General features: G+C 71.8%; 9 protein-coding genes. 8 read left to right on the top strand and 1 reads right to left on the bottom strand.

What is annotated here, in order from left to right; genetic code table 11:
* Positions 1 to 4 precede the first annotated feature (4 nt).
* Genes iolB through mmsA form a run of 3 tightly spaced genes read left to right on the top strand, consistent with a single transcriptional unit; the run spans position 5 to position 4,247 of the window.
* On the top strand, positions 5 to 841 hold the full coding sequence (gene iolB, locus ASD48_RS05525; protein ID WP_057600243.1) for a 5-deoxy-glucuronate isomerase: 837 nt from the start codon (positions 5 to 7) through the stop codon (positions 839 to 841).
* Positions 838 to 2,730, top strand: coding sequence for a 3D-(3,5/4)-trihydroxycyclohexane-1,2-dione acylhydrolase (decyclizing) (iolD, locus tag ASD48_RS05520; protein WP_057600241.1), 1,893 nt, complete (start codon positions 838 to 840; stop codon positions 2,728 to 2,730). The genes iolB and iolD overlap by 4 nt, the downstream gene beginning before the upstream one ends.
* Before the next feature lie 14 nt (positions 2,731 to 2,744).
* Positions 2,745 to 4,247 carry a CoA-acylating methylmalonate-semialdehyde dehydrogenase gene (gene mmsA / locus ASD48_RS05515; protein WP_057600240.1) on the top strand — a complete coding sequence of 501 codons (1,503 nt, stop codon included), beginning with the start codon at positions 2,745 to 2,747 and terminating at the stop codon, positions 4,245 to 4,247.
* A 57-nt stretch (positions 4,248 to 4,304) separates the two neighbouring features.
* On the opposite strand, the gene ASD48_RS05510 is transcribed toward mmsA, so the two are convergent.
* Entirely contained in the window at positions 4,305 to 5,141 is an 837-nt protein-coding gene (locus ASD48_RS05510; RefSeq protein ID WP_057600238.1) for a hypothetical protein, read from the bottom strand.
* A gap of 332 nt (positions 5,142 to 5,473) precedes the next feature.
* Here ASD48_RS05510 and ASD48_RS05505 point away from each other — a divergent pair, with 332 nt between their 5' ends.
* From ASD48_RS05505 to ASD48_RS05485, 5 genes are all read left to right on the top strand, one after another.
* Positions 5,474 to 6,880: an APC family permease gene (locus tag ASD48_RS05505; RefSeq protein ID WP_057600236.1), complete on the top strand. Its 1,407-nt coding sequence runs from the start codon at positions 5,474 to 5,476 to the stop codon at positions 6,878 to 6,880.
* Positions 6,881 to 6,987: 107 nt separating this feature from the next.
* The gene (locus ASD48_RS05500; RefSeq protein WP_057600234.1) at positions 6,988 to 9,642 is read left to right on the top strand and encodes a CocE/NonD family hydrolase; all 2,655 of its coding nucleotides are present in this window, start codon (positions 6,988 to 6,990) and stop codon (positions 9,640 to 9,642) included.
* Positions 9,639 to 10,493, top strand: a complete 855-nt coding sequence (locus ASD48_RS05495) for an ABC transporter permease (RefSeq protein ID WP_057600232.1) — start codon at positions 9,639 to 9,641, stop codon at positions 10,491 to 10,493. The genes ASD48_RS05500 and ASD48_RS05495 overlap by 4 nt, the downstream gene beginning before the upstream one ends.
* Before the next feature lie 141 nt (positions 10,494 to 10,634).
* Complete coding sequence (locus ASD48_RS05490; protein WP_057600230.1) at positions 10,635 to 12,200, top strand: VWA domain-containing protein; 1,566 nt, start codon at positions 10,635 to 10,637, stop codon at positions 12,198 to 12,200.
* Between the two features lie 68 nt (positions 12,201 to 12,268).
* Positions 12,269 to 14,293: an AMP-dependent synthetase/ligase gene (locus ASD48_RS05485; RefSeq protein WP_063887401.1), complete on the top strand. Its 2,025-nt coding sequence runs from the start codon at positions 12,269 to 12,271 to the stop codon at positions 14,291 to 14,293.
* Positions 14,294 to 14,372: the final 79 nt, after the last annotated feature.

Genomic DNA, 14,372 nt, shown 5'->3' with positions numbered 1-14,372 from the left:
CCGCATGACACACACAGAGCCGCACCACGACCTGTATCTGCCGCACGGCACCACGGCCGGCGCCGACTACACGCTCGACATCGATCCGAAGCGAGCCGGCTGGGGTTACTGCAGCCTGCGGATCGTCGAGCTGGAGCCGGGGGGCACGCACGTGTTCACCACCGGTGACAGTGAGTGGATCGTGCTTCCGCTGAAAGGCGGATGTACCGTGCAAACAGCCGGTGAAGAGTTCCAACTCCTGGGCAGGGAGAGCGTTTTCGCGTCGGTAACCGACTTCGCGTACGTTCCCCGTGACGCCCGGGTCCAGATCGCCTCCGGCGCGGGAGGCCGCTTCGCCCTGGCAGGAGCGAAGTGCGAGCGACAACTCCCCGCCCGCTACGGCCCCGCGCCGGAGGTCCCCGTCGAAGAGCGCGGCAGCGGCAACTGCGCCCGTCTGGTGCGCAACTTCGCCTCCGCCGACGCCTTCGACTGCGACAAGCTGATCGCCGTCGAGGTCATCACCCCGGGCGGCAACTGGTCCTCCTACCCGCCGCACAAGCACGACGAGCACCGGCCGGGCGAGGAGGCCGAACTCGAGGAGATCTACTACTTCGAGATCGACGGCCCGAACGGTTTCGGCTATCAGCGCGTATCCCCTTCACGCGAAGGCGGATCCGACGTCCTCGCGGAGGTCCGCTCCGGCGACGCCGTGCTCGTCCCCGACGGCTGGCACGGCCCGGCCGTCGCCCAGCCCGGACACGCCATGTACTACCTGAACGTCATGGCGGGACCGGGCGAGACACGGGAGTGGCGGATCTGCTTCCACCCGGACCACGTAGAGAGCACAGGGGGTTACCGATGACGGCGCAGACCTCGACGACGAGGCTGACGGTCGCCCAGGCACTCGTCCGCTTCCTCGCCGCCCAGTACACCGAGCGCGACGGCGTACGGCAGCGGCTGATCGGCGCGACCTGGGGCATCTTCGGCCACGGCAACGTCGCAGGCCTCGGCCAGGCGCTGGTCGAGTACGGCGACGACATGCCGTTCCACCAGGGCCGCAACGAGCAGTCGATGGTCCACGCGGCCGTCGGCTACGCCCGCCAGTCGAACCGCCTGTCCACCCACGCGGTGACGACGTCGATCGGCCCCGGCGCGACCAACCTGGTCACCGGCGCCGCCCTGGCGACCGTCAACCACCTCCCGGTCCTCCTGCTGCCCGGCGACATCTTCGCGACCCGCGTCGCCGACCCGGTGCTCCAGCAGCTCGAAGTCCCCTACGCGGGCGATGTGTCGGTCAACGACAGCCTGCGCCCGGTGTCCCGGTACTTCGACCGCGTCACCCGCCCCGAGGCCCTGATCCCGGCGGCCCTCCAGGCGATGCGCGTCCTCACCGACCCGGTGGAGACGGGCGCGGTCACCCTCGCGCTGCCCCAGGACGTCCAGGCCGAGGCCTACGACTGGCCCGACGGGTTCTTCGCCGAGCGCACCTGGGTCGTCCGCCGTCCGGGCGCCGACCCGACCGAACTCGCCGAGGCGGTCCGCGCGATCCGTGCCGCCCGCCGTCCGCTGATCGTCGCCGGCGGCGGCGTCCACCACAGCCGCGCCGAGGAGGCGCTCGCCGAGTTCGCCGAGAGCACCGGCATCCCGGTCGCCTCCACCCAGGCCGGCAAGGGCTCGCTGCGCTACGACCACCCCCAGGACGTGGGCGGCGTGGGCCACACCGGCACGGCGACGGCGGACGAACTCGCCCGCACCGCCGACCTGGTGATCGGCGTGGGCACCCGCTACACGGACTTCACCACCGCCTCGAACACCCTGTTCGCGGCCGACGGCGTCCGCTTCCTCAACCTCAACATCGCGCCCTACGACGGCCACAAGCTCGCCGGTCTGCCGCTCGTGGCCGACGCCCGCAGCGGCCTCGGCGAGCTGACCGCGGCCCTCCAGACGCACGGCCACCGGGTCACCGACGCCTATGTCACCGAGTACGCGGAGGACAAGGAGCGCTGGGAGCAGCGCGTCGACGCCTGCTACGAGGCCGAGGAGCCGGACGTACGGCCGACCCAGCCGCAGGTGCTCGGCGCCCTGGACGCCCTCGCCGACGAGTCGGACGTGATCATCAACGCGGCCGGTTCACTCCCCGGTGACCTGCACAAACTGTGGCGGGCGCGCTCCCGGGACCAGTACCACCTGGAGTACGGCTACTCCTGCATGGGGTACGAGATCCCGGCCGCGATCGGCGTGAAGCTGGCCGCTCCCGAGCGCAACGTCTGGGCCCTGGTCGGCGACGGCACCTACCTGATGATGCCGACGGAGATCGTGACGGCCGTGCAGGAGGGGATCGCGATCAAGATCCTGCTCGTGCAGAACCACGGCTACGCCTCGATCGGCGGTCTGTCGGAGTCGGTGGGCGGCGAGCGGTTCGGCACCGCGTACCGCTACACCTCGGACGACGGCACCTTCACCGGGGCCCCGCTGCCCGTCGACCTGGCCGCCAACGTGGCCAGCCTCGGCATGCGCGTGCTGCGCGCGAAGACCGTCCGCGAACTGCGCGAGGCCCTCGCCGAGGCGCGGCGCGCCGACACTCCCACATGTGTCTACGTCGAGACGGAAACGGCCGACACTGTGTCGGGCCCGCCGCCCGCGCAGGCCTGGTGGGATGTACCTGTGGCCGAGACCGCGACCCGACCGTCCGCGGTGAAGGCACGTGAGCTGTACGAACGGCACGTCTCCACCCGTCGCCGCCATCTGTGAAGGAGTACTCGGTCATGACGAAGATCGTCAACCACTGGATCGGCGGCAAGACCGTCGAAGGCGCGTCGGGTACGTACGGGCCGGTCACCGACCCGGCGACCGGCGCCGTCACCACCAAGGTCGCGTTCGCGACCGTCGACGAGGTCGACGCCGCGGTGGCCGCCGCGAAGGACGCCTACGCCACCTGGGGCACGTCCTCGCTGGCCAAGCGGACCACGATCCTGTTCAAGTTCCGGGCGCTGCTGGACGCGCACCGGGACGAGATCGCCGAGCTGATCACCGCCGAGCACGGCAAGGTGCACAGCGACGCGCTGGGCGAGGTCGCGCGCGGCCTGGAGATCGTGGACCTGGCGTGCGGGATCACCGTGCAGCTGAAGGGCGAGCTGTCGACCGAGGTGGCCAGCCGGGTGGACGTGTCGTCCATCCGGCAGCCGCTGGGTGTCGTCGCGGGCATCACGCCGTTCAACTTCCCGGCGATGGTCCCGATGTGGATGTTCCCGATCGCCATCGCGACCGGCAACACCTTCGTGCTGAAGCCGTCCGAGAAGGACCCGTCGGCCTCCCTCAAGCTCGCCGAGCTGCTGGCCGAGGCCGGGCTGCCGGACGGCGTCTTCAACGTCGTCAACGGTGACAAGGTCGCGGTCGACCGCCTTCTGGAGCACCCGGACGTCAAGGCCGTCTCCTTCGTCGGCTCGACCCCGATCGCCCGGTACATCCACACCACCGCCGCCGCGAACCACAAGCGCGTCCAGGCCCTGGGCGGCGCGAAGAACCACATGCTGGTCCTCCCGGACGCCGACCTCGACGCGGCGGCGGACGCGGCCGTCTCGGCGGCCTACGGCTCGGCGGGCGAGCGCTGCATGGCGATCTCCGCGGTGGTGGCCGTCGGCGCGATCGGCGACGAGCTGGTGCAGAAGATCCGCGAGCGCGCCGAGAAGATCAAGATCGGCCCCGGCAACGACCCCACCTCCGAGATGGGCCCGCTCATCACGAAGGTCCACCGCGACAAGGTGGCGTCGTACGTGACGGGCGCTGCGGCCGAGGGCGCGGAGGTCGTCCTGGACGGCTCCGGCTACACGGTCGAGGGCTTCGAGGACGGTCACTGGATCGGCATCTCGCTGCTCGACAAGGTCCCGACGACGGCGAAGGCCTACCAGGACGAGATCTTCGGCCCGGTGCTGTGCGTGCTGCGCGTGGACACCTACGACGAGGGCGTGGCCCTCATCAACAGCTCGCCGTTCGGCAACGGCACGGCGATCTTCACCCGGGACGGCGGCGCGGCCCGTCGCTTCCAGCTGGAGATCGAGGCCGGCATGGTCGGCGTGAACGTCCCGATCCCGGTCCCCGTGGGCTACCACAGCTTCGGCGGCTGGAAGGACTCGCTCTTCGGCGACCACCACATCTACGGCAACGACGGCACCCACTTCTACACCCGCGGCAAGGTCGTCACGACCCGCTGGCCGGACCCGGCCGACGGCCCGGGCGGCGTGGACCTGGGCTTCCCGCGCAACCACTGATCACCGAGCTCCGGCCGCGCCCTGTCCCCTCGCGCGAGGGGACAGGGCGCGGCCGTGTCACAGCGCGGCGCCGGCTTCCTTGATCGCCTCGGTGAGGTCGCCGGTCTGCGCGGCCGGCGGGGCCTTCACCTCGGCCGTCTCGCCGAACTTCTCGAAGTCCATGGTGACCTTCATGGCGCCGATCTCCTGGATCATGCGGACCGGCAGGTCCTTGTCTCCCACCCAGACATCCATCGTGATCGAGGTCGCGCCGCCGGTGAGCGAGCCGAAGAGGTTGTCCTCGTTGCCGTAGGCCTCCTTGTACTTGCCCATGCCCTTCTGGTCGACGACGGCCCGGTAGTGGGTCGCGGCCTTGCCGTTCACCGTCTCCGAGCCCAGGTCCTCGACGTTGTCGGCGTACTTCAGGCCCTTCATGGACGCCGACGGGCTGCCGCCGCTGCTGCCGCTGAGCGCCTGCGCGCCCTGCCGGCCGAAGATGGCCGAGCCGTCGATCTTCATCCACTCCTTGCCCTCGAGCGGGCCCGAGGCCTGCGGGTCGACGTCGTAGTAGTACGCGCCGTCCACGAAGAGCATGCGCATCTTCGGAGCGTCCTGCATCTGCTGCATCTGCGCGGCCGCGGTGTCCATCAGGACGTCGAACGCGAATCCGTCGCCCCAGGAGTAGGTGCCGTCCATGGTGACCGGGGTGCCGGTGCCCATGGAGGTGGTCATCCTCACCTCCGCCGAGCCCAGCTGCTCGGTCCGGTCGGTCGCCCTGCCGAGCGCCGCCATGATCGCGTCGGTGCCGTCCACGGCCTTCGCCGTCCCCTCGGCGGCGCGGGTGCCGCACCCGGCCGTCGTGATCAGCGCCACCGCCGTGACCGCCGTCCAGGCGGCCGCGTACTTCAGCTTCATGAGTCCCCACCCTGTGCTTCGTCTGTGATCCCCGAACCCTAAGGGGACACACTGACATGTCCGTATCCCGAACGTCCGCACGTTTTTTTGGCGTCCGCCCTGCGGTTCCCGCACGTCCCAAGGGGGCCGAACGGTCTGTTCAGAAATGCCAAATCCGCGACTCGGAGGTGCCTTCGGCAACGGATTCCGTAGGTGAACACCTATTGACGCACCGGTTTCCGTCGGGATTCCATGCAGCCGCCGGGAGCGGACGAACCACGTACGACCAAAGCCGCCGGAGGCGATAGCGCTCCCGCCTCACCCCCGCCGCACGAGTCGATCGGAATCGCCGCATGACCGACACGCTCCCCCCTGTCGAGGCCGCCCTCCCTCAGGCGCCCGACAGTCCCCAGCAGCTCAAGCGCTCCATCGGAGTCGTCGGCGGCACCCTCCTCACCCTGTCCTGCGTCACCCCCGCCTCCACCCTCTTCGTCGTCGTCCCGGACCTCTTCGGCTCGCTCGGCACCGCGACCGCCCTCACGATCGCGATCGGCTCGCTGCTCTGTATCGCCGTGGCGTTCTGCTACTCCGAGCTGGGCACCCTCATCCCCAGCGCGGGCGGCGAGTACGCCATGGTGTCGACGCTGGCCGGGCGGCTCGCAGGCTGGCTGGTCTTCGTCCTCTCCCTGCTCGTCGTCATGATCGTCCCGCCGGTGATCGCGATGGGCACGGCCGACTACCTGGCCCCGGTCGTCCATCTCGACCCCTCGATCGCGGGCGCCGCCGTCATGCTGCTCGCCACCCTCGCCGGCCTGCTCGACCTGCGCGCCAACGCCTGGATCACCGGCGTCTTCCTGGTCCTGGAGGTCATCGCGGCGGCCGTCGTCGCGGTGCTGGGCTTCGCCCACGGCCACCGCGGCGCGGGCAGCCTCGTCTCGATGCGGGTCGCCGGCACCGACGGCCACACCGACACCGTCACCGCCATGCTGGTCGTCTCCGGCCTCGCCATCGCCCTCTTCGTCACCCAGGGCTTCTCGACCGCCGTCTACCTCTCCGAGGAGCTGGAGAACCCGCGCCGCAACGTCGCCCGCACGGTCCTCGCCACCCTCGCCATCTCCTCCGTGATCATCCTGGTCCCGGTCGTCGCCATCACCTTCGGCGCCTCCGACCTCACCGAGCTCACCGGCGGCGACATCGGCGCCATGGTCACCGCCTGGTCCAACTCGGCCGTCGGCACCTTCGTCAGCCTCTGCGTGGCCCTCGCGATCATCAACGCGGGCATCGTGATGGTCATCCAGAACTCCCGGGTCCTGTTCGCCTCCGCCCGCGACAAGGCCTGGCCCCGGCCGGTCAACGAGCTCTTCGCCAAGCTCGGCCGGTTCGGCTCCCCCTGGGTCGCCACCCTCGCCGTGGGCATCCCCGGCGCCCTGCTCTGCTTCGTGAACCTCGACACCCTGTACGGCGTCACCGGCGTCTCCGTGACCGGCATGTACCTGCTCGTCGCGGTCGCCGCCCTGCTCTCCCGCGGCGGCCGGCACAAGGACACCCACGCCTGGCGCATGCCCCTGTGGCCGGTGCTGCCTGTCCTGCTGATCGTTGTCCTCGGCTACATCCTCACCCAGCAGGAGACGGCCTACCTCGTGTGGACCGGCGGCATCACCGCCGCCGCCACCCTCTACTGGGCCCTCTACCTCCGCCCGCACCGCGACACCCGCTGGCTCGTGTCGATCCCGGAGGACGCCCAGGACAGGCCGGTCTGAGTACCGCGTCTGGTGTAGGCGCGACGGCTCCGTACGCCGCCGGGATGGCGACGAGTTCGGTCTCCGGTCGACAACTCCACGACAGGTTGACCCCGTACGGTTGAAGCATGGATCTTCGATTGCCCGGTCTGCGAGGACCACGGCGGCCACGACGGCCACGACGGATCGTCTCCGCCGTGGCCGCCGTGGTCGTACTCGCCGGTGCCGGTACCTGGACGGCCGTCGCCTCCGACGACGACACGCCCGCGGTGCGCCACACCGACCGGGTCATGGCGGTGGACGGCGTACGCCTGGACACCTCCTACTTCACCTCCGGCGCCGCCGGCCGCCGCCCCGCGGTCCTCCTCGGGCACGGCTTCGGCGGAAGCAAGGAAGACGTACGCCGGCAGGCCGAACAGCTGGCCCGCGACGGATACGCGGTGCTCACCTGGTCGGCGCGCGGCTTCGGCAAGTCCACCGGCAAGATCGGGCTGAACGACCCGAAGGGCGAGGTCGCCGACGTCTCCCGGCTGATCGACTGGCTCGCGAAACAGCCCCAGGTGCAGCTCGACGGGACCGGCGACCCCCGGGTGGGCGTGGCCGGCGCCTCCTACGGCGGCGCGATCTCCCTGCTCGCCGCGGGTCACGACGACCGCGTCGACGCCATCGCCCCCGCGATCACCTACTGGAACCTCGCGGACGCCCTGTTCCCCGACGGCGTGTTCAAGAAGCTGTGGGCCGGCATCTTCTTCAACACGGGCGGCGGCTCCGCCCGCTTCGAACCCGCGCTGGCCGCGATGTACGACCGCGTCGCCGAGTCCGGCACCCCCGACCCCGCCGCCCGCGAGCTCCTCGAGCAGCGCTCGCCGTCCGCCGTCGCCGACCGCATCAAGGTCCCCACACTCCTCCTCCAGGGCCAGACCGACTCCCTCTTCACCCTCGCCCAGTCCGACGCCGCCGAGAAGGCGATCCGCGCCAACGGCGCCCCCGTCGACGTCGACTGGATCGCGGGCGGCCACGACGGCGGCGACATGGAGGGCGATCGCGTCCAGGCCCGTGTGCGTGCCTGGTTCGACCGCTACCTCAAGAACGAGAAGACCGCCGACACAGGCCCCGCCTTCCGGGTCACCCGCACCGGCGGCGTCGACTCCACCGACGGCGCCGCCCAGCTCAGGGGCGCGAGCGCCGACAGCTACCCCGGCCTGGAGAACGGCGCGCGCTCGTTCCCCCTGACCGGCCGCCGCGAGGAGCAGTCCTTCGCCAACCCGCCGGGCGCCAGCCCGCCCGCCGTCTCGGCCCTGCCCGGCCTCGGCGGCGGAGGCCTCTCCCAGCTCTCCTCCCTGGGCGTCGGCGTCTCCCTCGACTTCCCCGGCCAGTACGCCGCCTTCGACTCCGCCCCGGTCACCGGCGACCTGCGGGTCACCGGTTCCCCGACGGTCACCGTCCACGTGAAGTCGACGTCCGACACCGCCGTCCTCTTCGCCAAGGTCTACGACGTCGGCGGCAGCGGCAGCCAGGTGCTGCCCTCCCAGCTCGTCACCCCGGTCCGCGTCGAGGGCGCCAAGGCCGGCAAGGACGTCACGATCACGCTCCCGGCGATCGACCACAAGGTCGAGGACGGCCACCGGCTGCGCCTGGTCCTCGCCTCCACCGACCTCGGCTACGCCTCCCCGATGACCCCGGCGACGTACACCGTCTCGATGAAGGGCGACCTGAAGGTCCCGACCGCCCCCGCCGTGACGACCGCGGCCGCCCCGCTCCCGTCCTGGGTCTGGTGGCTGCCCCTCGCGGGCGCGGCGATCGCGCTCGCCCTGCTGCTGACGGCCCGCCGCCGCACCGCGGGCCCCGCCCCCGACCCCGCGCTCGCCGAGGTCCCGCTCCAGATCACCGACCTGAGCAAGAAGTACGCGAACGGCGACCGCTACAGCGTCCGCGACCTGTCCTTCCGCGTCGAGAAGGGCCAGGTCCTCGGACTCCTCGGCCCGAACGGCGCGGGCAAGACGACGACCCTGCGCATGCTGATGGGCCTGATCAGCCCCGACGGCGGCGAGATCCGGGTCTTCGGCCACGCCATCCGCCCGGGCGCGCCCGTCCTCTCCCGCGTCGGCTCCTTCGTCGAGGGCGCCGGCTTCCTCCCGCACCTGTCCGGCCGGGAGAACCTGGAGCTCTACTGGCAGGCCACCGGCCGCCCCGCAGGGGACGCCCATCTGGCGGAGGCCCTGGAGATCGCCGGCCTCGGCGACGCCCTCTCCCGCGCGGTGCGCACGTACTCGCAGGGCATGCGCCAGCGCCTCGCCATCGCCCAGGCCATGCTCGGCCTCCCGGACCTGCTCATCCTCGACGAGCCGACCAACGGTCTCGACCCGCCGCAGATCCGCGAGATGCGCGAGGTGATGATCCGGTACGCGGCGGCCGGCCGTACGGTCATCGTCTCCAGCCACCTCCTGTCCGAGGTCGAGCAGTCCTGCACGCACCTCGTGGTCATGGACCGGGGCCGGCTGGTCCAGGCGGGACCGGTCGCCGAGATCGTCGGCTCCGGCGACACCCTCCTCGTGGGCACCGCCACCCCCGTGGAGGAGCCGGTCGTGGAGAAGATCGCCGCGCTGCCGGGGGTGGCCTCCGCCGTCCCCGCCGCCGAGGGCCTGCTGATCCGCCTGGACGCCGACGGCAGCGCCCAGCGCCTGGTCGCCGAACTCGTCCGGCTCGACGTGCCCGTCCAGGCCGTCGGCCCGCACCGCCGCCTGGAGGACGCCTTCCTCACCCTGATCGGAGGTTCCGCATGAGCACGCTCACCGAGGTCGCCTCCGGCTACCAGGCGGGCCGCACGCTGCCGCTGCGCGTCGAGCTGGTCCGCCAGCTCAAGCGCCGCCGCACGCTGGTCATGGGCGGCATCCTCGCCGCCCTGCCGTTCGTCCTGCTCATCGCCTTCGCGATCGGCGGCGAGCCCGGCGGACGCAACAACCAGGTGACCCTGATGGACACGGCGACGGCGTCCGGCGCCAACTTCGCCGCCGTCAACCTGTTCGTGTCCGCGGGCTTCCTCCTGGTCATCCCGGTCGCCCTGTTCTGCGGGGACACGGTCGCCTCGGAGGCCGGCTGGTCCTCGCTGCGCTACCTCCTGGCCGCCCCCGTGCCCCGGGCCCGGCTGCTGTGGTCCAAGCTTGTCGTCGGCCTCGGCCTCAGCCTGGCCGCGATGGTCCTGCTGCCCGTCGTCGCCCTCGCCGTCGGCTCCGCGGCCTACGGCTGGGGCCCCCTGGAGCTGCCCACGGGCGGCGCGCTCGACTCCGGCACGGCGGCCCAGCGGCTGGTGGTCGTGGTCGGGTACGTCTTCGTCTCCCAACTGGTCACCGCCGGGCTCGCGTTCTGGCTCTCGACGAAGACCGACGCCCCGCTCGGCGCGGTTGGCGGCGCGGTCGGCCTGACCATCGTCGGCAACGTCCTGGACGCCGTCACCGCCCTCGGCGACTGGCGGGACTTCCTGCCCGCGCACTGGCAGTTCGCCTGGGCCGACGCCGTCCAGCCCACCCCCGAGTGGTCCGGCATGATCCAGGGCACGGCCGTCTCCGTGACCTACGCCCTGGTCCTGTTCGCCCTGGCCTTCCGGGGTTTCGCCCGCAAGGACGTCGTGTCCTAGGTCACCGGAGGGTCACCCACCGGTCTCGCCGGGCCGCTCCCGTGCCCGGTTCGAGACGGATCCGCAACACCCCGTGTCGCACGTTCCGGCCCCCTGTCCCGTCACAGTCACACACGTCGACGGACACAGGGGGCACGGCACATGAAGACACACCGGGCACACCGGACACCACGGCTGTTCGCGATCGCGGCGGCCACCGCACTGCTGCTCACCGGCTGCGGCGCGGGCGCCTCCGACAGCGGAGAGGCCTCGGACGGAGCGGCCCGCGGCAGCGAGGCCTTCCCCGCGCCGGGCGCACCCCGCGCGGACCCGGACAGGAACACGGACGGGGACACGGACGGGGACGCGGACGGGGACGCGGACAAAAAGGCGGACGAGGACGGCAGGACGGCCGCCCCCGACCACCTCTCCACCTTCGCCCTCGACGTCGACACCGCGTCGTACGGCTACGCCCGTCGCACCCTCACCGAGGGCCGGCGCCCGGACCCCTCGACGATCCGCCCCGAGGAGTTCGTCAACAGCTTCCGCCAGGACTACGAACGCCCCGACGGCAACGGCTTCTCGGTCACCGTCGACGGCGCCCGCACCGGCGACGACGACTGGTCCCTGGTCCGCGTGGGCCTCGCCACCCGCACGGCCGAGCAGCGGGGCGAACGCCCGCCCGCCGCCCTCACCTTCGTCATCGACGTCTCCGGCTCGATGGCCGAACCCGGCCGCCTGGACCTCGCCAGGTCCGCCCTCGGCACGATGACCGACCGCCTCCGCGACGACGACTCCGTCGCCCTCGTCACCTTCAGCGGCGAGGCCGAGACCGTCCTGCCGATGACCCGCCTCGGCGACCACCGCGCCCGCGTCCACCGGGCGGTCGACAGCCTGGAACCCACCGACTCCACCAACCTCGGCGCCGGCGTCGAGACCGGCTACGCCACCGCCGTCGAGGGCCTGCGCGAGGGCGCCACGAACCGGGTCGTCCTGGTCTCCGACGCCCTCGCCAACACCGGCGACACGGATGCCGACTCCATCCTGGAACGCGTCTCCGGTGCCCGCCGCGAACACGGCATCACCCTCTTCGGCGTCGGCGTCGGCAGCGACTACGGCGACGCCCTGATGGAACGCCTCGCCGACCGGGGCGACGGCCACACCACCTACGTCTCGACCGAGGACGAAGCCCGCGAGGTGTTCTCCACCGACCTCCCGCGGAACATCGACCTGACGGCACGCGACGCCAAGGCCCAGGTCGCCTTCGACCCCGAGACCGTCGCCGAGTTCCGTCTCATCGGCTACGACGACCGCCGGGTCGCCGACGAAGACTTCCGCGACGACCGCGTCGACGGCGGCGAGGTGGGCCCCGGCCACACCGTCACCGCCCTCTACGCCGTCCGCACCGAGCCCGGCGCCGACGGTCACCTCGCCACCGCCACCGTGCGCTGGCTCGACCCCGACACCCGCACCCCGCACGAGAACTCCGGCCGGCTGGAGACCGGCGCCCTGCACGACCGGCTGACCGACGCGCCCGTCCGCTTCCAGGTCACGGCGACCGCCGCCTACTTCGCCGACGCCCTGCGCCGACCGGAGAGCCCCCTGCCGGACGCCCCCGACCTGGGTGAACTCCGCGAAACCGCCGAGACGTTGGCGAGCAGGACCGAGGACAAGGACGTCCGGGGCCTCGCCGACGCGATCGACGACGCAAGCCGTCTCGACCTCTAGTGCAGAATCTTACGCGTGAGTAAGTTACTCACCCGGCACATGCAGCCGCACGCGACCGGGGAGCCGCCATGGGCGTACGCAAAGATCTGCAGCGGGCGAGGAAACGCACCGACCTGGCCTCCCGCACCCGGGTCGACCTGCTCCGGGACGACACCGGCGCCGTCCGGGAGGCACGCACCGCGCCCCTGGTAGCGCCGCCCACCACGGGCAGCACGGCCGACCTCCCCTTCACGAACGCGGCCGAAGCCCCCGAGGCGGTGGTGCTGCGCCGCCGGGGCCCCGCCGGCTGGCACCCGGTCACGGCCGCCGCGTTCGCCGCCGAGGTCACCGCGACGGCCAAGGGCCTGATCGCGCAGGGCCTCGCGCAGGGCGGCCGGGTCGCCGTGATGTCCCGCACCCGCTACGAGTGGACCCTCCTGGACTTCGCGATCTGGGCGGCCGGCGGCCAGACCGTCCCCATCTACGCCACCTCGTCGGCCGAACAGGTCGACTGGATCGTCCGGGACTCGGGCGCCACCCTGATCGTCGTCGAGAACGCCGACAACGCCCGTACGGCGACGACCGGCACGGCACACCACCCGCTGCCCCCGCGCATCCTCGAACTCGACGCGGGCGCGGTCGCCGAACTGAAAGCCCTCGGCCGCGGCCTCCCCGACGAGGAGGTGACCGGGCGCCGGGCCGCCCTCACCCCCGGCACCACCGCGACCCTCTGCTACACCTCCGGCACCACCGGCCGCCCCAAGGGCTGCGTCCTCACCCACGCCAACCTGCACGCCGAGGCGGCCAACACCCTCGAACTGCTCCACCCGATCTTCAAGGAGGTCACCGGCCAGACCGCCTCCACCCTCCTCTTCCTCCCGCTCGCCCACATCATGGGCCGCACCCTACAGATCGCCTGTCTGATGGCCCGCATCGAGACCGGCCACTTCCCGAGCGTCACACCCGACGAACTCCGCCCCGCCCTCAAGGAGTTCCGGCCGACCTTCCTGGTCGGCGTCCCCTATCTCTTCGAGCGCATCCACGACACCGGCCGCGCCACCGCCGAGAAGATCGGTCGCGGCGCCTCCTTCGACCGCGCCGAACGCATCGCCGTCCGCTTCGCGCAGGCGTACCTCGACAAGTTCCTGAGCGAGGGCGAGGGCGGAAGCGACAACGGAGGAGACGGAGACGGAGACGGCGGCGAAGGCGGGCGCCGAGGAGAGGGCAGGGGCGGGGGCAGGGGCGGAGCCAAGGGGAAGGCCAAGGGTCCCGGGCCCGGCCTCTACGCCGCCTGGGCCCTCTACGACCTGCTGGTCTACCGCCGCATCCGCAAGGAGCTGGGCGGCCGCATGCGATACGCCATCAGCGGCGGTTCCCCCCTCGACCGCACCCTCAGCCTCTTCTTCTACGCGGCCGGCATCATCGTCTACGAGGGCTACGGCCTGACGGAGACCACCGCCGCCGCCACCCTCGTCCCGCCCCTGAAGCCCCGGCCCGGAACGGTCGGCCTGCCGGTCCCCGGCACGGCCGTCCGGATCGCCGACGACGGCGAGATCCTCATCGAGGGCGCAGTGGTCTTCGACTCCTACTGGAACAACCCGGAGGCCACCGCCGAGGTCCGAACCGACGGCTGGTTCGCCACCGGCGACCTCGGCTCCCTCGATGACGACGGCTACCTCACCATCACCGGCCGCAAGAAGGACATCCTGGTCACCTCCGGCGGCAAGAACGTCTCCCCGGCCGTGCTGGAGGACCGGCTGCGCAGCCGCACCCCGGTCGGCCAGTGCCTGGTCGTCGGCGACAACCGCCCCTTCGTCGCCGCCCTCGTCACCCTGGACCCCGACGCGATCGCCCACTGGCTGGCCGTACGCGGACTGCCCGCCGACACCCCGCTCACCGAGGTGCTGCGCGACCCCCGGCTGCGCGCGGACGTCCAAAGTGCCGTCGACTACGCCAACGAGGCCGTCTCCCGGGCCGAGTCGATCCGCGCCTTCACCCTGGTCGAGGGCGAGTTCAACGAGGCCAACGGCCTGCTCGCCCCGTCCCTGAAGGTCAAACGGCACGCGGTGACGGCCCGGTACGCCGACGAGATCGAGGACCTGTACCGCAAGTGACACCACGTGACACCGGTGGGTGTACACACGAAACGGCGGGCCACCGGATGACCGGTGACCCGCCGTAGCGATGGGTCAG

It is taken from the genome of Streptomyces sp. Root1310 (assembly GCF_001426425.1).
Taxonomy (GTDB): Bacteria; Actinomycetota; Actinomycetes; order Streptomycetales; family Streptomycetaceae; genus Streptomyces.
The sequence above is the reverse complement of the archived record's forward strand: the minus strand, read 5'-3'. Positions and strand labels throughout refer to the sequence as shown.

Excerpts from the sequence above, each read along its gene's own strand:
- iolB (WP_057600243.1), top strand. The coding sequence starts at position 5 with ATGACACACACAGAGCCGCACCACGACCTGTATCTGCCGCACGGCACC.
- iolD (WP_057600241.1), top strand. The coding sequence starts at position 838 with ATGACGGCGCAGACCTCGACGACGAGGCTGACGGTCGCCCAGGCACTC.
- mmsA (WP_057600240.1), top strand. The coding sequence starts at position 2,745 with ATGACGAAGATCGTCAACCACTGGATCGGCGGCAAGACCGTCGAAGGC.
- ASD48_RS05510 (WP_057600238.1), bottom strand. The coding sequence starts at position 5,141 with ATGAAGCTGAAGTACGCGGCCGCCTGGACGGCGGTCACGGCGGTGGCG.
- ASD48_RS05505 (WP_057600236.1), top strand. The coding sequence starts at position 5,474 with ATGACCGACACGCTCCCCCCTGTCGAGGCCGCCCTCCCTCAGGCGCCC.
- ASD48_RS05500 (WP_057600234.1), top strand. The coding sequence starts at position 6,988 with ATGGATCTTCGATTGCCCGGTCTGCGAGGACCACGGCGGCCACGACGG.
- ASD48_RS05495 (WP_057600232.1), top strand. The coding sequence starts at position 9,639 with ATGAGCACGCTCACCGAGGTCGCCTCCGGCTACCAGGCGGGCCGCACG.
- ASD48_RS05490 (WP_057600230.1), top strand. The coding sequence starts at position 10,635 with ATGAAGACACACCGGGCACACCGGACACCACGGCTGTTCGCGATCGCG.
- ASD48_RS05485 (WP_063887401.1), top strand. The coding sequence starts at position 12,269 with ATGGGCGTACGCAAAGATCTGCAGCGGGCGAGGAAACGCACCGACCTG.